The 20,284-nt window shown below is 54.8% G+C and carries 13 protein-coding genes; 9 read left to right on the top strand and 4 right to left on the bottom strand.

Annotated elements, in window-relative coordinates; translation table 11 throughout:
• Window positions 1–209: SLC5 family protein (locus tag AAF465_02920; GenBank protein MEM7081660.1), on the bottom strand; the 209-nt coding region annotated here is incomplete at its 3' end.
• A gap of 188 nt (window positions 210–397) precedes the next feature.
• On the bottom strand, window positions 398–2,362 hold the full coding sequence (locus tag AAF465_02915) for a beta-galactosidase (protein ID MEM7081659.1): 1,965 nt from the start codon (window positions 2,360–2,362) through the stop codon (window positions 398–400).
• A gap of 197 nt (window positions 2,363–2,559) precedes the next feature.
• Here AAF465_02915 and AAF465_02910 point away from each other — a divergent pair, with 197 nt between their 5' ends.
• The 5 genes from AAF465_02910 to AAF465_02890 all read left to right on the top strand — a co-directional run bounded on the left by AAF465_02910 (window position 2,560) and on the right by AAF465_02890 (window position 9,942).
• Window positions 2,560–5,337, top strand: coding sequence for a TonB-dependent receptor (locus tag AAF465_02910; protein ID MEM7081658.1), 2,778 nt, complete (start codon window positions 2,560–2,562; stop codon window positions 5,335–5,337).
• Between the two features lie 111 nt (window positions 5,338–5,448).
• Window positions 5,449–6,963 carry a tryptophan halogenase family protein gene (locus AAF465_02905; protein ID MEM7081657.1) on the top strand — a complete coding sequence of 505 codons (1,515 nt, stop codon included), beginning with the start codon at window positions 5,449–5,451 and terminating at the stop codon, window positions 6,961–6,963.
• A gap of 24 nt (window positions 6,964–6,987) precedes the next feature.
• Complete coding sequence (locus AAF465_02900; GenBank protein ID MEM7081656.1) at window positions 6,988–7,773, top strand: SapC family protein; 786 nt, start codon at window positions 6,988–6,990, stop codon at window positions 7,771–7,773.
• A 2-nt stretch (window positions 7,774–7,775) separates the two neighbouring features.
• Window positions 7,776–8,924 (top strand): galactokinase, encoded by a 1,149-nt coding sequence (gene galK, locus AAF465_02895; protein MEM7081655.1) that lies wholly within the window; start codon window positions 7,776–7,778, stop codon window positions 8,922–8,924.
• 13 nt (window positions 8,925–8,937) lie between these two features.
• A complete protein-coding gene (locus AAF465_02890; GenBank protein MEM7081654.1) occupies window positions 8,938–9,942 on the top strand; it encodes a UDP-glucose--hexose-1-phosphate uridylyltransferase in 1,005 nt (334 codons plus the stop codon).
• 144 nt (window positions 9,943–10,086) lie between these two features.
• On the opposite strand, the gene AAF465_02885 is transcribed toward AAF465_02890, so the two are convergent.
• A complete protein-coding gene (locus AAF465_02885; GenBank protein ID MEM7081653.1) occupies window positions 10,087–10,914 on the bottom strand; it encodes a DUF429 domain-containing protein in 828 nt (275 codons plus the stop codon).
• Window positions 10,915–11,225: 311 nt separating this feature from the next.
• On the opposite strand from AAF465_02885, the gene AAF465_02880 reads away from it, so the two are divergent.
• From AAF465_02880 to AAF465_02865, 4 genes are read left to right on the top strand one after another with little or no spacing between them, the layout of a single operon-like run.
• The gene (locus AAF465_02880; GenBank protein ID MEM7081652.1) at window positions 11,226–11,984 is read left to right on the top strand and encodes a CBM9 family sugar-binding protein; all 759 of its coding nucleotides are present in this window, start codon (window positions 11,226–11,228) and stop codon (window positions 11,982–11,984) included.
• 6 nt (window positions 11,985–11,990) lie between these two features.
• Complete coding sequence (locus AAF465_02875) at window positions 11,991–15,398, top strand: hypothetical protein (protein MEM7081651.1); 3,408 nt, start codon at window positions 11,991–11,993, stop codon at window positions 15,396–15,398.
• Between the two features lie 12 nt (window positions 15,399–15,410).
• A complete protein-coding gene (locus AAF465_02870; GenBank protein ID MEM7081650.1) occupies window positions 15,411–16,298 on the top strand; it encodes a glycosyl hydrolase family 17 protein in 888 nt (295 codons plus the stop codon).
• Window positions 16,299–16,305: 7 nt separating this feature from the next.
• Window positions 16,306–17,352, top strand: a complete 1,047-nt coding sequence (locus tag AAF465_02865; GenBank protein MEM7081649.1) for a LacI family DNA-binding transcriptional regulator — start codon at window positions 16,306–16,308, stop codon at window positions 17,350–17,352.
• 110 nt (window positions 17,353–17,462) lie between these two features.
• On the opposite strand, the gene AAF465_02860 is transcribed toward AAF465_02865, so the two are convergent.
• Window positions 17,463–20,189: a TonB-dependent receptor gene (locus tag AAF465_02860; GenBank protein ID MEM7081648.1), complete on the bottom strand. Its 2,727-nt coding sequence runs from the start codon at window positions 20,187–20,189 to the stop codon at window positions 17,463–17,465.
• Between the last annotated feature and the right edge of the window lie 95 nt (window positions 20,190–20,284).

The following is a 20,284-nucleotide window of genomic DNA, read 5'->3' as shown; positions in this document are numbered from 1 at the left end:
ATGCCCACTAGCTGATCGGTGCTGAGATTGGTTAAGGTGACCGACCCGGCGACAAACACCCAAGTGAGGCCACCGCCTGCCAGAAACACTTCTTTGTTTTGGGCCTCGATCGACATACCGCTTGTCGATGGCGCGTTGCGACATTTTAAGTACGTCAAGAACGCAATGAGGCCGGTCAGCCCAACGAAGATAGCTAGTTGTAGTGTCATGATGGTCTCGCAGCAAATTGAACGCGCACCGTCTTTGCACAGGCAATGGATACGCCAAACAGGGTGATATCACACCGATACGGCGGTGACAAACGCCGTGTAAACGGTGACTGTCGGTGGGTTGAACAAAAAACGCGCGGCACACACCCGTTTAGTCGGCCGGCGAGAAGAGACGCGCTCTAACCGCGTCACTCCTTCCAAACAGTCACATCTCGGGGTGACACCGGATCGGACCCCAACACAATGTGCGTCGAATCCGGCAGTGACAGTTCGGCGTGTTGGTCTGAATAGTTAAAGGCAAACATCAAATCACCGCGTCGCTGTAGCCGGACATCCGGCGGTGCGATCTGAATACTCAGGCCCAGCGCGTCGCATTCGTGGCGGAACAGGTCTTCCAGAAAATCGCGATCGGTGAGTGTGCCGATATAGACCACCCGATCATTGGCCACCACCGCTGGCGCGTCGTCATGATAGTGCGCCAGCACATCGACCCCGCTCCCATCGAGCTCCTCACGCCACAGTGTGCTGGCATAGTCTTTAAAACCTTCACGCGCGTAGCGCAACAATTCCGTGCAGCCCGGGCGTAGTGTTTCGACCGTGAGCACCCGTAAGTCGATCAGCGCTTGAAGTGGTCCAGGGGGCAAGGTGGGCGGGGAGCCAAACTCGGGCGTCTTGGCACCACTTCGTGGGCCAAACACCAAACGCGCATCGCTCCTTTGGCAACGCGCGATAAATTCCTCGCTGAGCATCGGCAGGCTGGGCGCAACCACAAGAGAATACGGCGACAGGTCGGAAGATTGCGACACAAAATCAACGTTTATTCCCAGGGCGCGAAGCGCTCGATAATAGTCAAACTGCACGCGGTTAAACGCATACGCCGTGCTTTGTTTTTCAATCTCGCTCACCCAAAAACTCTCGGGCGACGTGACGATCGCAACCTGAGCGGTCGGCTGAGACAGGGAATCCACACCTAACGTTTTTGCGTCATTGATCGCGCTGACCACTTCGGGCCATGCCGCCGCCTCAGTGTGGTCAGGGCGCAGCAAGCCGGCGTGCATTTGTTCCTGTGCGAATGGCGCCTGCCGCCAACGAAAATAGCTGACGCACTCGGCACCATGCGCAAACGCCTCCAGCGTCCACAGACGAATCATGCCCGGCGCCGGCCTGGGATTGTGCGCCGCCCAATTAACGGGGCCGGGCTGTTGTTCCATCACCCAGAAACCGCGCTTGCTCAAGCAGCGCACCTGATCGAACAGGTAGGTGGACAAATCTGGATGCCCCGTGCGCATGTAACGCCTAAATTGATCGTCCGGTGCATCCGCAAAAAACTGTTCGGTTCGACCCAGGGGATAATTATCGTAGCTCGTGAAATCGAGCGGTGCGGCGAGCGCATGGTTGTCCGCCCCGGTATCTTCCATTGGAATAAAGTTGTGCGTGACAAACTGATGCGGTGCGTGCGCGCGAATCACGTCGACCATGTCGCTGTGGAAACGAACCAAACAGTCCGATGCAAAGCGCCGCCAAGCCAGTTGATGCGCAGGTGCGGTTTCAGTAACCGCTCCGACCGGCAGTTCTATGGTACCAAACGAAGGGTATTCCATAGACCAAAATACATTCCCCCACGCTGCGTTGAGCGCATCAATTTCGCCATAGCGTGCTTCGCACCAGTGGCGAAAACCGTCTTCGGCAACCGGTGATGCGCTGAGCGTGGTGTCATGACAACCGAGCTCGTTGTCGGTTTGCCAGCCCACTACGCCAGCATAGTTCGCGTAGCGTTTGACCATCACTTCGGTGATGCGCAACGCCTCCTGTCGGTAGCGATCACTGGCAAAATCGTAATGGCGGCGAGAGCCAAAACCGCGCACGCGGCCGGTTTCTGGATCAACCGGCAGCACTTCTGGGTACTTATCAATCAACCACTTAGGTGGTGTCGCAGTGGGCGTGCCGAGCACCACTTCCAACCCTTCCGCCACCAGCGTATCAATCGCCTCATCCAGCCAACGAAACGCGTACTGACCCTCGATCGGTTCGAGTCGCGACCAGGCAAACTCGCCGATTCGCACGTAGCGCAAACCCAGTTCTGCCATCTTCTGGGCGTCGCTACGCCAGAGCGATTGAGGCCAGTGTTCCGGGTAGTAGCACACACCAAACATTTTTTGCGTCTCCGGAAAATGCTGATGTTTTGTACGAACATCAGTTGAATTTGTAAACCGCTGTTATAGCACGGGAGTTTACTAAAACCACAGCCTGTACTACATTAAAAAGTGTTCGAAATCGCGTGTTGTTTCTACGCCAATTTCGTCGCCCTTTCCAGGCAAACATCTTACGATCTTTTAGGGGGGTCATCTTAATGAAGTCATCTGTTCGTCAACAACGGGTCTTTAAAAAGACCGCGCTGGCGGCCGCAATTTCGAGCGCGCTAGTGCTCGGCACCGGTCCCGGGGCGGTTGCCCAGGAAACGGTGCTTGAAGAAGTTCAGGTCACCGGTATCCGCGGCAGTTTGCGTCGGGCCGCCGACGTGAAACGCGCCGCCACCGGCGTTGTCGACTCCATCGCTCGCGAGGACGTCGGCAAATTTCCGGATCTCAACGTCGCTGAGTCACTTCAGCGCATCACAGGCGTGTCGATCGATCGCGATGGCGGTGAAGGCCGCGCGGTGACCGTGCGAGGGTTTGGTCCTTCGTTTAACACCGTGCTGGTGAACGGCCGTCAAGTCGCCACCGATGCGCCGGATCGCTCATTCAACTTCGACACACTCGCGTCTGAACTGATTGTTGGTGCGGATGTTTACAAAAGCGCCCGTTCAGACCTGCAAGAGGGCGGTATTGGCTCAACCATCAACATTAAAACGGCGCGTCCCTTCGACCAGAAGGGCTTCCAACTGGCAGGCTCACTAAAAGGCACCTACGAGAGTCTTTCTGAGGAAATTACGCCGGCCGGTACGCTGATTGTCAGCAACACCTTTGCGGACGATCGCGCTGGGGTGTTGTTTTCGGTGAGTCATCAGCAGCGAGACGTGCAGATCAACCGCATTCAGACGGCGGGCTGGCGCCCAGGTCAAACGATCTCGAACCGCAATGACGGCGTATTGTTTACCAACGCGTTTATCCCGCGTAACTGGGACCAGATCGTCGATGATCAGGAACGTGAGCGCACCAACGCCAATCTCGTTTTCCAGTTTATGCCGACTGATGACATCACGGTCACGGTGGATGGTTTTGTCTCGGAATACGAAGTCGATTCTCTAGTCACTGACTTGGCATCTTGGTTTGAGCCCGATCGCGTGGGTTCAGGCACGCTGGACCCCGCGACCAACACGCTGGTGCAGTTTACTCAAGGCATCGACCTTCACCAGGGCAGCGGCGATCCCGCCACTGACTTTGTGTCGACAACACGTAACTCACGGGATGTCAGCAACAACGGCTTTGGTCTCAATCTGACCTGGGACGTGAACGACCGACTCACCGCGAGTTTTGACGCATCAACCTCGTCGGCTGAGAATGACCGTGCCGGCCGTGACCGCTTCAACGTAGTCGGCATCATCAACAACTACCAGTTTGATGGAACCGGCAGCACCCCCGTCGTTTCGCACGATGGCTTTGGTAACGGTGCGTTGCCCGATGCCAGCCTGTCGCGACTGCACTACAACGAAAAAGGCAATGTCTTTTCCGCCGAAGATGAAATCACCGAGTTCAAGCTTGATTTCGAATTTGCTGCTGACGCGGGCGCATTTACCGGCGCCAAATTTGGTGTCTACAATCAAGACCGAGAGAAGAAGTCGTTCCAGATATTCGGCAATCAGTGTGCGTTTTGTGGCTATGGCACAGCCGCCCCCAACGCCACAATCGATTTTAGACCGTTTACCGCCAACAACTTCTTCCCAGGCTTAATCGATACGTTCTACACGTATGATGGTGACGCCTACGTCGATTTTCTCGCTTCGTCTGGTAACCCGATTACACCGACGCTGCAGAACAATCGGTACACCATTAACGAAGACGTGACCAGTCTGTATTTCAACTTCAATTTTGATTTTGAACTCAGCAATATGCCGCTGACCGTTGAACTGGGTGCGCGCTATGCTCAGACCGATATCGACGTAGACGCGGTGCAGAGCTTCATCGTCGATGTGATCCCAACCACCGACCTCACGCTCTTCTCGAACGTGCTGGGCCCGGCTACGGACATCACGCAAGGCGACAGCTACTCGAATCTGCTACCCAATTTCACCGCCAAGCTCGACATTCGTGACGACATGGTGCTGAGATTTTTGGCCTATGATTCACTGACTCGCCCGACCATGTCGCAGCTGTCACCGTCAACCAACTTCAATGAGCCGCGTCGCCAAAACCTCACGGCGTCCGGGGGTAACCCATCGCTTGAACCGTTCCGTTCCAGCAACTGGGATATCGCCTTCGAGTGGTACTACGCCGAAAACAGCAACGCGACGTTTACGGTGTTCAATAAAGAAGTGGAAGACTTCATTACCACTCTCACCGGCCCAGAGACCTTCACGTTGACCAACCGCCTCGGACCTGATTTCCGTTGCGGAGACGCACTGTGTGCGCCGGGCGCGCTGGTTGATCCTGCCAACCCGGGCGTGGACATTGTGGGCACCACGGAAGAGTTGAATGGTGAGCAAGAGGTCTACACGGTGAGCCGTCCGCGAAACGGTGAATCGGCACGGGTGACGGGCTACGAAATCGGTGTGACCCATGTCTGGGCGAACGGCTTTGGCATCCAGGCCAACGCAACGATTGTGGACAGTAATGTGCAGCTCACCGCCGACACCACTCAGCGCTTTGCGCTGGAGGGCCTCGGTGACTCGCAAAATATTGTGTTCTTTTACGAGACCGACATTTTGCAGGCGCGTATTGCCTACAACAACCGCGAAGGTTTCCTGCAACAAATCGACAACGGGTTCAACGGCGAGCCGATCAACACTGACTCCTTTGGTCAGTGGGACATCAGCGCCAGCTACAACCTACGCGACAATCTTGAACTGTTCTTCGAAGGCATCAATATCACCGAAGAAGAACGGCGACAGACAGGGCGTTTTGCCAACCAGGTCTACAGTATTGAAGACAACGGTTCGCGATACGCGTTTGGATTCCGCTACCAGTACTAACGGGCGCGGCACCCACCAAAACGACGGCTCGCGGGGACACTCGCGGGCCGTTTTTTTTGCTAATCTTAGGGTCGTAAAAGCGGCCTCATTTCGGCATAGCGAGAGACAACCTTGAGCAAGCCCATACAGCACATTTTAATCGTCGGCGGCGGCACCGCAGGCTGGCTGACTGCCGGCATTATCGCGGCCCATCACCAACACGCCGACAATCTTATCGTTAGCCTCGTGGAATCGGCTGACATTCCCACCGTGGGCGTCGGCGAAGGCACGTGGCCGACTATGAAAAACACCGTCAAGCAAATCGGCATCAAAGAAAGCGAGCTATTCCGGCGCTGCTTCGCGGGTTTCAAGCAGGGCGGCAAATTCGTCGATTGGGTGCACGGCAACGGCGACTTTTATTACCACCCATTCACGGTGCCGCTAGGCTATGGGCGCATCGATCTGGCGCCCTATGTCGCCGACATCGCCAACTACGCGACGGAATCGAATTTTCAGCAGCACGTGTGCGAGGCGGGACTCGCGCCGCGCACCATCACCGAATCGGATTACCAGGGTCAATGCAACTACGCCTACCACCTCGACGCGGGTGCCTTTGCCGACCTACTCAAGGAATTCTGTCGAGATCAGTTGGGCGTTCAGCACGTGGTCGACACCGTGCAGTCTGCCGAACAAGATGCATCGGGAGCACTTACCGCGGTTCAGCTCGAAAAGCGCGGGCTTTTCGAAGCCGATTTATTTGTCGATTGCACAGGCTTCGCGTCGTTGTTGCTCGGCAAACAGCTCGGCGTGCCCTTTTTGCAAAAAGACGATGTGCTGTTTAACGACCGCGCTCTAGCGATGCAAGTGCCCTACGCTAATGATTCAGATCCTATGGCCTGTCACACCATTGCCACGGCGCAAAACGCTGGCTGGATTTGGGACATCGGGCTCACCTCCCGACGCGGCGTTGGCCATGTCTATTCGTCGCAATACCTATCCGATGACGAAGCTGAGCGCAATTTACGCGCGTACCTAGGCGATCGTGCAGACGGGCTTGACGCGAGACACATCAAGTTTGGCTCGGGTCATCGCGCCGAATATTGGAAACACAACTGCGTAGCCGTCGGCTTATCGGCTGGATTTGTGGAGCCACTTGAAGCCACCGCCATTATGTTGGTCGAAATTTCCGCGCGCTATATCGCGGAGAATCTACCGCCTAGCGGCGACATCATGCCGATTACTGCGCGGCGGTTTAACCAGCAGATGGATTATCGCTGGCAGCGAATTATCGATTTTCTAAAACTGCACTACATGCTCAATCAACGACCCGAACCCTATTGGGCGGCTCACCGCGATCCCGACACGATTCCAGACTCGCTCAAAGAAGACCTTGCTATGTGGCAATATCGCGGACCGCTACGCAGCGATTTTGACAGCGCGGTCGAGCTATTCCCTGCCGCGAGCTATCAGTATGTGCTGTATGGCATGGGATTCCGGCCAGACTTTAGTAATCACGCGCATCTTTACAGTGAACGTGAGCACGCCACCAAGATTATTCAACGCAATGAGCAGCTCACTCAACAGATGTTGCAAAAGTTGCCAGCGCACCGCGATTACATCGAGCAATGGCTAGCGGCCCGGGCTTAGTTAAACCCCTTTTGGAACTCAATCATGACCTCACCGACACTGCTCGATAGCGCACTACACGCTGACCTCCGTCTTCGCCCCAATAGCGGCGTTCGCTTTGCGTCGCAACACCACGTCCTGCCCATTCGTGCAGAAGAAATCGCCAAGGCCGTCAGTAATTTCCCGGTGTTTCTCACGCGTAACACTGACAGCGGCGACTGGTCGTTCTCGATTGTGACGAGCTTGCAGATCGAGCGAAATTTGTTTTGTGACTCGCAGCAATGGCACGCCACGTACCTGCCTCAAGTCATCGAGACGTTTCCGTTTTATTTGGTCAATACAGGTAGTGACGACCAGCGTGCCGTCGGTTTTGATTCCTCTGCGGATGCCTTTAGCAATAGCGAAGGCGATGCGCTCTTTCATGCTGACGGAAAGTTAGCCCCTTGGCTCGATGCACTCACCCGCAAACTCGATGCCCAGCTTCAAGCGAACCATCAGACCAAACACTTCGCTAACACCATTGAGAACGCCGGCCTAATCAAAGAACTGAGCATCCAGGTGCTGTTTCACAATGACACCGCGCAGACTATCAATGGTCTGCATACGATCGACGAAGAGAAGCTTCAGGCGCTCGACGCGGAGACGCTCACTGAATTTAGTCAGCGCGGATATTTGTCACCACTCTATGCGATGCTCATCTCCGTTTTTCAGCTCAATGCGCTGATCCAACGGCATAATCGGTTAGTCAATGACGACGCCGCGATGGACACCATCGAGCGCATCAAGCTTGAACTCGCGCGCGATGCCGGCGCCGCAGGACATGTCTCCTGACAATGCAAACAACACTTCGTCAACGATTTGTTGAGCGGTACGGCCACGAACCAAAATGGTTTGTACGCGCTCCCGGTCGCGTGAATGTCATCGGTGACCATACCGATTACAACGATGGTTTTGTGTTGCCCATGGCCATTGATCACGCGATATGGATGGCTGCGGCACCGCGCAGCGCACCGGGCATACGGGTATATAGCGTCAATCTTGAGCTCCAAGAATCGTTTGGCGTCGACGGCGAAGCACTGAGTGTGAGCCACACCTGGACGGACTACCTCAAAGGTGTTGTCGACCAGTTCCAACAGCGCGGCATGGCAATGCCCGCTTTGGATTTGATGGTCATGTCAGCGGTTCCCATGGGCTGCGGTTTGTCGAGCAGCGCAGCCCTGCAGCTTGGTATCGCGCGCCTGCTTCAGCACCTTGATCCCACTTGCGTGCCGGACCAGGACCTCGCGGCGCTGTGCCAATCCGCTGAGCACGCGTTTACTGGCATGCCGGCCGGTATCATGGACCAATTTTGCGTGGCCTATGCACAGGAAGGCCATCTGATGTTTCTCGACTGCCGGTCGCTGGATGTCGAGCATATTGCGATCGCGGATCCAAACGTATCCGTGCTCATTATCAACAGCAAAGTCAGTCGTGAATTACGCGACGGCGCGTATGCCCGACGCCGCGCCACGTGCGAGGAGGCGTGCGGTATTCTTGGCGTCAGTCATCTGCGGGATGTCACGCCTGAACAGGTTGACGCTGCCCGCGACGCGCTCGGCGAACTGCGTTTTAAGCGCGCGCGGCATGTAACCACCGAGGATGCGCGCACACGCGCGACGGTGGCCGCTATTCAGGCACAACGTTGGCAAGAAGCCGGCGAGCTAATGCATCAAAGCCATCTTTCTTTGTCGCAAGACTATGAAACCAGCGTGCCGGAACTGGATGCGCTCAATGCCATTGCACATGACCTTGGCCCTAAAGCGGGCCTATACGGTGCGCGCATAACCGGGGGTGGCTTTGGTGGTTGCGCTGTCGCGCTCATTCAGCACGATCGACGCGACGCCATTATTAAAACGCTCTTTGAGCGATACAAAGAAGCCACCGGCCTTGAACTTGAAACCTATAGCTCCTCCCCATCGGGGGGCGCGCAGCTGATCGCTTAACAGGAGACGCCCCATGTCGGGAAAACTCGACACACCACATCGCCGCCGTAATGCGCTCACGGGAGAATGGGTGGTGGTGTCGCCTCATCGCACACAGCGGCCTTGGCAAGGGCATGAGGGAGACGCCACGAGTCCGCTTCCCTCTTACGACCCAAACTGTTACCTGTGTCCAGGCAATGGCCGCGCCGGCGGCGTCATTAATCCCGACTACGATGATGTGTATATTTTCGACAATGACTTTCCCGCATTGCTCAATGAATCCGATATTCAAAGCAGCGGCGACCCCCTGTTCGTGGCCGAGCCCGTGCGTGGCCGTTGTCGCGTGATCTGTTACGGCCCAGAGCACAATCTAGGCCTTCACCAGATGCCGCCCGACAAAATTGGTCGAGTGGTCAGCGCGTGGATGGACCAAAGCGAGCAGCTCTCAAAAGAATTCGAATGGGTGCAGATTTTTGAAAATCGAGGTGGCCTGATGGGGGCTTCCAGTCCCCATCCACACGGCCAAATATGGGCCATCGACTGTTTGCCGACCGAGGCGGCGAAAGTCGCTGACCAACAGCGTCAGTATCAGCAGCGCTACGACCGCATTTTGCTCATGGATTATCTCGCACGAGAGTGTGAACTTGCGGAACGACTCGTCGCCGAGAACGATGAGTGGGTGGCTCTTGTTCCCTACTGGGCGACGTGGCCCTTCGAGACCCTGGTGCTGCCGCGCCGGCCCGTTACCCGACTGCACGACCTCAACACTGACGAGCAGGCGGGTCTCACCGCGTTGATTCAAACACTGTTCACACAGTATGACGGCCTGTTTAATGCCCCCATGTCCTACTCGATGGGTTGGCACAGCGCGCCTGCGTCAAACGACGACGGCTGGCAGCTACACATGCACATCTACCCGCCCGCCTTGCGGTCGGCCACGATTCCAAAGTTCATGGTGGGTTTCGAATTGCTCGCCGAGAAACAACGCGATATTACCCCCGAAGTGGCTGCGCAGCGGCTGCGTGACGCGGCCGGATAAATCGGCCTCGCTCTGCTATGCGTTCAACGTACACCTAACGTCATAGGACCCGGACTGGGTGGCCATAGAACACCCCACGAGGTCGATGCTGCCCTTTTCATCAAACGTCTGGCGCAAACGCTTGCCGGTCGGCGATCCGATTCATCAAACGTCTGGCTCAAACGCCTTCGGGTCGGCGATCCAACCCTCAAGCTGTTGGTCATCCGAAAGACGACGCAATAAGGTGTCGCCCTGGCGATGGGCCCAAGCGGCCTGTACGGCGCACATCACTGCATCGAGTGTGTCACCCGACGGGTCCTCGTTTAAGGTCCCTTCGATCGTAACCACCAGTCCATAATCTTGACGGCAGCCCTCGCCGCGCAGATAGGCCAGAATATCCGCCCGCGCTTGTTTTTGCGCTTCGGACTGAAGCGCACGACTATCACTCTTATAACCCTGGCGCGTCACACGCCTGGCCAATACGCCCGGATACACTTCAAAGGCCGTGCGGCGGTTGTCTCCCCTGTACAACCCGGGAATGTTTACGCCGCTGCTTAGTAGTCGCTGAGCCCCTTCGAAAAACATCAGTCCAACCGGTACGCCATACAGTTTTTGTGGACTGATGGCCCCAGTGCGAGCGTCGGTACTCCGTCGATGTTCTTTGTCTCCATCCGCCCGGCCCACACGATAATTATCCAGCTGATCGCGAAACGATTGACGCTCTAGGGTGGCCACATACCGGACGTACTCCGCCCAGCTAGCGGGCCAACCGATGTTCTCGATGAACCGACGCGATTGGCCAAACGGAAAGTCGAAGCCCGCAACCCACGGACCGTCGGCAAGTAAAAACGCCTCAAACTCGGCAAAGGACTCAAACCCGTCTACACGACGGACGTGCAGTGTACGCCCGTCGACACGACACACCGCACACGTTATGGGCTTGCCGCGGCTAGGTCGGCTGGTGAAATCGAGACCAAATACGTTTACTGTCACACGGCTAACCGATGAGAAACACGAGACAGTCATCATCTCACGGCCCCAGCCTTAACGGGTAGACGGCACGTGTCGATGGAACAGTCGAGTGCGCGATAAATGGCCGAAATAACCAATTAATACATGATGTTAAATTTCGACAGCCGCCTCTACCACCCATAACGCGCACGGGGAACATTCCAATTCGGCCAGCGTTATTTTCAGATTGACAGCGCTGTCAATTCGCCAGACAATGAAGGCACTTAGCGGGGCAGCTGGTGCTGAGACACCACCCATTGAACCCGACGCACATGGCTTGACTGGAACGCTCTATGATCACTCGCTCACATTTTTTCCGCGCCTGGCTTGTTCTGGCGCTCACCGGCTTGTGCACCACCGCGTGCGCCAGCACAACCCATGCACCCGGGCGCACCACCTATCACGCCCCTGCCGCACGCAGCGCACCGACTATCGATGGCCGGACCGACGCAGTCTGGAGCAGCGCCCCGTGGCAGGCGCTTGAGCACCGCTGGCTAGGACCCGAGCACACGTCGGCTGACTTTAACGGCCGGTACAAGGTGATGTGGACACCCACGCACCTTTATATTCTTGCCGAAATTACCGACGATATTTTGATTGATACTCATCGCGACCCGCTCGTGCAGTATTGGGACGACGACTGTTTGGAGATTTTTCTCGATGAGGACTTTTCGGGCGGCAACCATCAGTACAACCACAATGCGTTTGCCTATCACCTATCACTCGATAATCAGGCGATTGATATCGGCACAAACCAACAGGCGCAAAGCTACTCCCACCATGTAAACAGTCGTTGGCGGCAACAGGGTGACAAAATTATTTGGGAAGTGGCCATTGAAGTGTATGCCGACAACTACGTGGATGGCGCCGACGACAATCAGCCCGTACCGCTGACCTCTGGCAAAGTCATGGGGCTGATGGTCGCCTATTGCGACAACGACGGCAGCGACATTCGCGAAAATTTTATTGGCTCGGAAGCGGTGCTAGAAGGCGCCACCGATCGCGGCTGGATCGACGCGGGCATCTTTGGCCGCCTCATTCTTGACGAGTAACCCACTATGACCTCACCGACCGTTTCGGGCGAATTTGTCGACTTTGCGGGCGAGCGCTACTACGCCATCCGCCATGTCGATCAGATGAAGCCCTTTTTCATGAGCATCGTTTCAAATCTCGATCACTGGTTGTTCGTGTCCACCACCGGTGGCCTGACGGCCGGTCGGGTGGCCCCTGAAACCGCGCTGTTTCCCTATGTGACCGTTGACAAGATTCATGACAACGCGGGCACCACGGGGCCCAAAACCATTGTTCGTGTTGGGCATAAAGTCTGCTGGGAGCCGTTCAATCGCGAACACGACGGGCTGTATTCACTCAGTCGCAATCTTTATAAGAACACTTTGGGCAATAAGCTGTGCTTTGAAGAAATCAACCACGATCTTCAGTTGACCTTCCGCTATACATGGGCAACGAGCGATGCGTTTGGTTTTGTACGCGACAGTCAGCTCATCAATGACGGGAACGCCGAAGCACACATCGACATCGTCGATGGACTGCAAAACCTACTGCCCGCTGGCACCCCACCTTTTGCGCAAACGAACAGTAGCAATTTAGTCGATGCGTATAAGTGGTCGGAGCTTGACGAGAAAACCGGTCTTGCCTGCCTCACGCTCTATTCGGGCATCACAGACCGAGCGGAGCCCAGTGAATCTCTGCGTGCCACCACCGTGTTCAGCGTGGGCGCAGACATTGTCGCCAGAGCCATTTCGAACAAACAGCTCCGAGCGTTCAGGCAGGGTGAAGCGTTCACAACCGAGACGCATACGCGTGGCATTCGGGGTGCCTACTTTGTTCGCTTGCAGCGTGCGCTCGAGGCAGGCACTTCGCGTTCGTGGCGTATCGTGTCTGACGTTGAGCGCAGTCAGGCCGACGTGGTGAAACTCAACCAACAGCTGGAAGACCCCAGCACGCTCGATGACGCCATTACTCGCTCCATCGCCCTAGGTTGCGACGATCTCGAACGCATCATGGCGCGCAGCGATGGATTGCAGGCGACCGCTGAAGAGAATGTCTCAACGCACCACTATGCCAATGTGTTGTTCAATGTCATGCGTGGCGGCATTTTCGTCGATCAATATCGTATACCCAGTCGCGACTACGCCGACTCGGTGCGCCATTTTAGTCATGCCACGTTTAACCATCACGCCGATTTTCTGGCTGCGCTGCCCACACCTATATCGCTCGGCGAGCTGCTCGCCAAGGTCGATGCGCAAGATGATGAACAGCTCGCACGCCTAACCTACGAATACCTGCCCATTACGTTTGGGCGACGACATGGTGACCCGAGTCGCCCCTGGAACTTGTTCGAGATCAAAGTAAAGAACGAAGAAGGGGAAGGCGTGCTGTCCTACCAAGGCAATTGGCGGGATATTTTTCAAAACTGGGAAGCACTCTTGTGGAGTTACCCCGGTTTCATCGAGAGCGTCATTGCCAAATTTGTGAATGCATCGACCATTGACGGCTACAACCCGTACCGCATCACCAAGGAAGGCATCGACTGGGAAGTGGAAGAACCGGACAACCCTTGGAGCTATATTGGTTATTGGGGCGATCACCAGATCATTTATTTGCTCAAGCTGCTTGAACAATCGCGCGATTTTCATCCCGGCGCATTAAGCGCACTATTGCGACGGGACGTGTTTAGCTACGCCAATGTACCGTATCGAATCGTGTCATACGGCGAGCTGATGAGTGACCCGAAAAACACCGTGCGTTTTGACGAAGGTCTCGAACACCTGATCAACGAGCGCGTCACGTCGATGGGTGCTGACGGCAAGTTGCTCCTCGACCAAGAAGGCGCTGTCTATCAAGTCAATCTCATTGAGAAGCTGCTCGTACCGCTACTTGCGAAAATTGGCAATCTGGTGATCGACGGCGGTATTTGGCTCACCACTCAGCGACCTGAGTGGAATGACGCCAACAACGCGCTGGTGGGGCACGGCTTATCGATGGTCACGCTCTACTATATGCGCCGTTATGCACTTTTTCTTAACGATCTGCTTCAAAGCGAAAGCCAGCCGTTTAATCTATCAAGCGAAGTGAACGATTGGTTGATGGACACAAGCAACGCGCTGGCCGATGTTCAACCGTTGCTTGGCAACGGTCCACTCGACGACAACGATCGGTTCAGTGCTCTGACCACGCTTGGCGAGGCGTCGGGGCGCTATCGCGAACGGGTCTATGCGGAAGGCTTCTCGCGAAGAGTAGATTGTGACAGCGCGGAGATACAAAAGATGCTGGATCGGGCCATCGCGTGCATTGATCATAGCATCGGCACCAACCAACGAGGCGACGGTCTTTACAATGCTTACAATTTGATTGGCATCAACGAGCAAAGCGTTTCGGTCGACACCCTCTATCCGATGCTGGAAGGGCAAGTGGCCGCACTCAGTGCCGGTGCACTCGATGCGCAACAGGTCATCGACATCCTCGAGAACCTTTACGCCAGCGATATCTATCGCGCCGATCAACATAGCTTCATGCTCTACCCCGATCGCGCACTGCCTGGTTTTCTCGAGAAAAATCGCATTGATGCCAAGCTGGTACACGATATCCCACTCTTGCAATCGATGCTCCGTGCGGGCGATCAGCGGTTGGTGGCACGAGACAGCAATGATGTCATCCGCTTTAATCCCGATTTTCGCAATGTCGGGGATCTCAATGCCGCGCTGGACAATGCGACCGCCAACTACCCTAACGAAATCGATGCTGCCCGGGGGCCGATTTGTGCGCTGTTTGAACAGGTGTTCAAGCACAAAGCCTTTACCGGTCGCTCTGGCACGATGTTTGGATTTGAGGGCTTGGGGTCGATTTACTGGCATATGGTGTCGAAGCTACTGCTCGCCGTAATGGAAAACTTCTATACCAACACCGCGAATTCGGCCGAACGCCAACGACTCGGCGAGCTGTATTACACGATCCGCGACGGCATTGGCTTTAATAAAACACCGCATGAATATGGCGCGTTTCCAACCGATCCATACTCCCACACGCCGAGTGGATCTGGTGCACGCCAGCCTGGCATGACCGGACAGGTGAAAGAAGAAGTCATATGTCGATTTGCCGAACTAGGGCTGCGAGTCGAACATGGGCAGGTCAGTATTTACCCCGCTCTCCTACGTCGGCAGGAGTTCTGTACAACATCGCAACCATTTCGATATCTGGATGTTCACAATCAATGGCAATCTATTGAACTCGAACCCGGCAGCTTGGCGTTTACTTGGTGCCAGGTGCCCTTCGTGTACACGCTGGATGAACGCGGCGGTTCAACCGGTATAAGGTATACCGACGATAAACAGGATCGTATCGACAATCTGAGTCTGCCGCCGAAAGCCGCTGATTCCCTATTTAATCGCAAAGGCGAGATCAAACGCGTCGATGTTCGCTTCTCCCCCGCTCTTCTTCACACCTGATCGATTAAAACTATGTCCAATCTCTATCACCGAAAACTCTCTTTGGCCGGCATCGATGTGGCGGCGCTATCCCTAGAGCAACTCCGCGCCCTGGTCCGAAAACTCTTATCGAATAAGATTCATGGATTGTCCTTCAGCCCCTACATCGAAGGCCAGGGCCCAGGGTCCGCATTAAGCGATGAGCAGATTCGCGAACGCATGAGCATCATTGCGTCCTACGTGAATTGGTTGCGCTCGTTTTCCTGCAGCGAAGGCAACGAACGCATCCCGGCCATTGCGGCGCAGATGGGCCTAAAGACAATGGTTGGCATTTGGCTCGATGACAATCTCGAGCAAAACGAAATCGAGATTCACAATGCAATAGACATCGCACAAGCTGGCCACGCCAACATACTCGCTGTGGGCAACGAAGTTCTACTGCGCGAGGATCTCAGTGAAGAGCAACTCATCGACTACATTCAGCGTGTGAGGGAAGCCACAACGGGCATTCCCGTAGGCTATGTTGACGCCTACTTCAAATTTGTTGATTTTCCGAGAGTCACCGATGCCTGCGATGTGTTGTTAACCAACTGTTACCCCTTTTGGGAAGGTTGCCCGGCCGATTACGCACTACTCTATATGAAGGACATGTATCGACAAGCGCAGCGTGTGGCGAATGGCAAAAAAGTCATCATCTCCGAAACCGGTTGGCCAGACCGAGGTACGGCGTTTGAAGGATCGGTACCGTCATTACAAAGCGCGATAAAATATTTTGTTGACACCTATCAGTGGGCGGAAGAAGAAAACATTGATGTCTTTTACTTTTCCTCATTCGATGAGGAGTGGAAGGTCGCTGCAGAGGGCGACGTCGGTGCCTACTGGGGACTCTGGGACAAAGACGGTAAACCCAAATACACGTAGCGTTTAAATGAAATCAAGTACGAGTACCACGATTGATGATGTCGCCCGCCTGGCGGGCGTATCGATCAAAACTGTTTCGAGAGTGGTCAATCGCGAACCAAATGTGCGAGCGTCCACACAAGAGAAAGTGGCGGCAGCCATAAAGCAGTTAAACTACACACCGAACCAATCGGCCCGCAATCTGGCCAGCCATCGTTCGCGCTTTGTTGGCCTCATCTACGATGACCCAAGCGCCTTTGAACTCCCTAGCTCCGGCTACATTACCCGTCTTCAGGAAGGCAGCCTTCGAGCCTGTCGCGCCGCGCAGTATGAGCTCTTAATCCACCCTTGCAATTATCGTAGCCGACGAGTCGACGAAGAGCTTAAGGCACTTATTGAGCAGGTACGGCCAGCCGGCATGATCATCGCAGCGCCGTTGTCCAACATGCCACGCGTCGTCAACGCTATACAGGATACGGGCACGGCGTTTGTACGACTTGCCCCCGGCACCAACAACACCGATGAATTCATTGTCGCGACAAATGATCGCGAAGTGAGTGCGCAAATGACTCATTACTTGGCGTCATTGGGTCATACACGCATCGCGTTTATTGCTGGTCACAAACGTCACAAGGCCGTGGCGCAGCGCCGCCAAGGATTTAAGGATGCGCTCAACGAACTCGCGCTCACTGTTCCCGGTCGATTTTTCGAACAAGGCGATAATTCTATCGGTTCGGGCGAGCGCTGCGCTGAGCGATTGTTATCGAAGTCCAACCCGCCGACCGCGATCTTCGCGGCCAACGACGACATGGCTGCTGGCGTGCTGCGAACCGCTTTGCGCCATGGCATCAAGGTCCCAGAGCAGCTGTCGATTGCAGGCTGTGACGACATTGCGTTGTGTCAGCAGCTATACCCCACTCTCACCACCATTCGCCAACCGCTCGCCGCGATGGCCGACCGAGCAGCCTCGGTCCTTATTCAGGACAAGCGTGCCGGCACCGTCTCAATCGGTAATGAAATTATTCCCGCCGAGCTCAAGATTCGTGAATCCACCGGACCAGTACCGAGCAGATAGCGGACAAGCTAGCAGCGGTGCGAGAAACTCGATTTCTCCTCATCGAGTCGTCCTGTCGATGGAGCGAATAACGCCCCTCACAAGCACTTGTCGTTCACAGCAAGAACTTTCTACATTCTCCATTGAAAGCTTAAGCTGAACGACGACCCCACGCGCTCCTCAAAGGTCGTGACACCGACGCGTTCAATCTCAATGCTTTCGTCAAGAATATTCCGCGCTTTGGCCTTCACCGTGATGCGGTCTGTTGGGTACCAGCTGTACGTCATATCCAATGAATGAAACGGCTGCTCAAATCCATCAGGCGCACCGTTTCGTCCTGCTACATACAGTCGCTCACCAAAAACATTATAGGCGAGTGACGCACTGTGATTGCCGTTTGGCGAATCATAGCCAAGAGACGCATTCACCACGTAATCAGACGAACCCGCCAGACCCCTAACGGGGTTTGTGGGCGCATCGGCTTCTTCACCCGCGACGAGCTCATTGTCTTGTAGCGTAATATTGCCCTGCAAGAAAAATGGGCTAAACGCCTCGCCCAGGAAGCTGAGATCTTTAAAACCTTCTAATTCAATACCACGGATAGTCGCCGACTCGGCATTGACAATTTCTCGCGCCGTTGTGGTATCACTCGCCGCCGACTCGAAAAACTCAATCGGATTATCGATAGACTTATAAAACAGCGTCGCGGTCAGGTTATCACCGGAACTAAAAAACCATTCGAACCGCAAATCAATATTGTCGACATCGGACGGAACAACGCCAGGGTTGCCGTCAACTAAATCGTCTGTTATCGGATCAATGTAGCTCGCGTCTGTGATTTCGCGAAGATCGGGGCGAACTGTCGTTTGGCTAAAACCCAGCCGCGCCTGAAACGTTTCCGCCCAGAGATTACCCGAATAGGTTAAGGCGAGCGCTGGATACACTCTATCATCTTGAAAAACACCGTTTTCAAGCGTCTCAACATCGGTCGTTAACACCGGATTATCGAGTGAGAACCCAAAGGGATTCCAATCCAGTGCAACCTGACGATAGTCTTCCCATCGTGCTCCTGCCACCACGCGCCAAGAGTCTCCGATTTGCCAATCGAGTTTGCCGTAAACAGCATCTACCATCGTTACCGCGATATAACTCTGGTTATTTGTACCCTGAATATCGAACACGAAATCGTTGCCGGAATTGAGAATATTGGCGTCAGAAAAAACATCATTTAACTCGCCCGAAAGCACGGCCGGATCCGTCACGCTCAGGGCGCCTAGACTGAATTGACTCTGGCGGTAAATACGCGCTTTTTGACTATGCTCCAGTCCAAACTTTACGTCGAGAGTCGATTTTTCGAGTGCGAATGGGAGAGTAACGTTCCATCCGTAGTTACGCACATCATCATCCAATTCGGTGAAACGATAGTCCGCTGCCGTCGCGTTGAGGCCCACAGCTGAGCTGATCACCTCGCCGGTAATGGGATCGGTTTCGGCTTGCGCGGCAATACTGACCTGATTAGGAATATCCGTTACTGCTCCCGCATCGGAGTAGAACCAATCGAACTGAGATTCAGCGGGAATCATGCCCGCGACACCCTGCAAGAAACTCGGCAGCATGTTGCGGGTCTGGTCTCCGAGAATGTGCACGCCCTTAATGTTATGTGCGGTCAGCTCTCTTTCTTCAAACTGAAAGCGATATCGTTGAAAACCGAAACCATCGGTAACTTGTCGATTTTCATTGAAGAAAGTATTAATGGCCGTTTCATCATCGGTGTTTCGAATAAACAACGACGTTGTACTGATCGCATGATCTTCGCCAAAGCGCAGCCCAGCAGCTAGCGTGCCAGTTATATTAATCGACCGCGTAGACTCCCGTTCGTGATCAAGTTGCTCATCCGGGAAATTGAAGTTGCGGCTAGTCGCTTCGGTGTTTCGCCACTGCGATTCATAGGCAGCTCCCGCTAACACACCAGCCTCCCAGTTTTCGTCGAGAATAAAGTTGTTACCCGCATTTACTTTAAGCCCAATGTCGGGATGGATGTTCTCGCTTTGAATGCCAATCTCACGATTGAGTAGCAAGCCCAGTTCACGATTAACTCGCTGAGCATCAGCAACCGTTGCATTGACATTGCCTTCGCGACGCAACGTATTCAAAATACTCTGAACGTCGACGTTACCCTGGAATCGATTAATTTGATTGAGCAATTCGGGCGACAACGCTCGACTACCATCGTCCGTGCCAAAGTCGTCATCGCTTCCACCTTCGTAGCTCAGTGCATCACCGCTATTCTCGGTGCTGGTGCCGCTTCCGATTTCAAACTGGAAAACTGGCCCGTCGGGAATTCCTTTGGTTCGCACATCGACGCTACCACCGCCAAAGTTAGCTGACTGATCGGCGGACCAGGACTTTTGTACGCGCAGCGAATCAACAATCGACGTCGGGAAAATATCAAGGGGAATCACGTTTCGAGTCAGATCGGGGGAAGGAATCGTAGCGCCATTCAAGTAGCTGGTTGAATAGCGCTCACCTAAACCTCGAATATAAACGAACTTATTGTTCACGAGCGCGATGCCCGGCACTCTCACTAGAGCCGCCGATACAGTAGAGTCCCCAAGACGCCCTATAGACTCTGCACCCAGCACATCTACCGACGCCTCATCCTGAAGTCGCTCGTCGACCAATTGCTCGAAACTACTTCGGGCTCGACCCATCACGATCACTTCTTCGATTACATCCGCAACCTCAGGAGCGGCAATCTCCGGGACCGGAGGCTGAATTGAATCGTCTGCCGCTTCTTGCGCTTGAACCAGCACCGCGCCCGCTATCGCAATCGGCAAAAGGGTGTATCGAAGTTTCATAAATTCTCTCTGCAATCAATGGACAGCGTGCGGCTGCCGTTGTTAACAACCAATGGCGCTCCCAGAATCTGAGAGCGCCATTGTTACTGCTCTAT

It is taken from the genome of Pseudomonadota bacterium (assembly GCA_039028935.1).
In the GTDB taxonomy this organism is placed as follows: domain Bacteria; phylum Pseudomonadota; class Gammaproteobacteria; order Steroidobacterales; family SZUA-146; genus SZUA-146.
This window is presented reverse-complemented; position numbering and strand designations above follow the sequence as displayed.

Excerpts from the sequence above, each read along its gene's own strand:
- AAF465_02890 (MEM7081654.1), top strand. The coding sequence starts at position 8,938 with ATGTCGGGAAAACTCGACACACCACATCGCCGCCGTAATGCGCTCACG.
- AAF465_02865 (MEM7081649.1), top strand. The coding sequence starts at position 16,306 with ATGAAATCAAGTACGAGTACCACGATTGATGATGTCGCCCGCCTGGCG.
- AAF465_02910 (MEM7081658.1), top strand. The coding sequence starts at position 2,560 with ATGAAGTCATCTGTTCGTCAACAACGGGTCTTTAAAAAGACCGCGCTG.
- AAF465_02875 (MEM7081651.1), top strand. The coding sequence starts at position 11,991 with ATGACCTCACCGACCGTTTCGGGCGAATTTGTCGACTTTGCGGGCGAG.
- AAF465_02900 (MEM7081656.1), top strand. The coding sequence starts at position 6,988 with ATGACCTCACCGACACTGCTCGATAGCGCACTACACGCTGACCTCCGT.
- AAF465_02870 (MEM7081650.1), top strand. The coding sequence starts at position 15,411 with ATGTCCAATCTCTATCACCGAAAACTCTCTTTGGCCGGCATCGATGTG.
- galK (MEM7081655.1), top strand. The coding sequence starts at position 7,776 with ATGCAAACAACACTTCGTCAACGATTTGTTGAGCGGTACGGCCACGAA.
- AAF465_02915 (MEM7081659.1), bottom strand. The coding sequence starts at position 2,362 with ATGTTTGGTGTGTGCTACTACCCGGAACACTGGCCTCAATCGCTCTGG.
- AAF465_02860 (MEM7081648.1), bottom strand. The coding sequence starts at position 20,189 with ATGAAACTTCGATACACCCTTTTGCCGATTGCGATAGCGGGCGCGGTG.
- AAF465_02880 (MEM7081652.1), top strand. The coding sequence starts at position 11,226 with ATGATCACTCGCTCACATTTTTTCCGCGCCTGGCTTGTTCTGGCGCTC.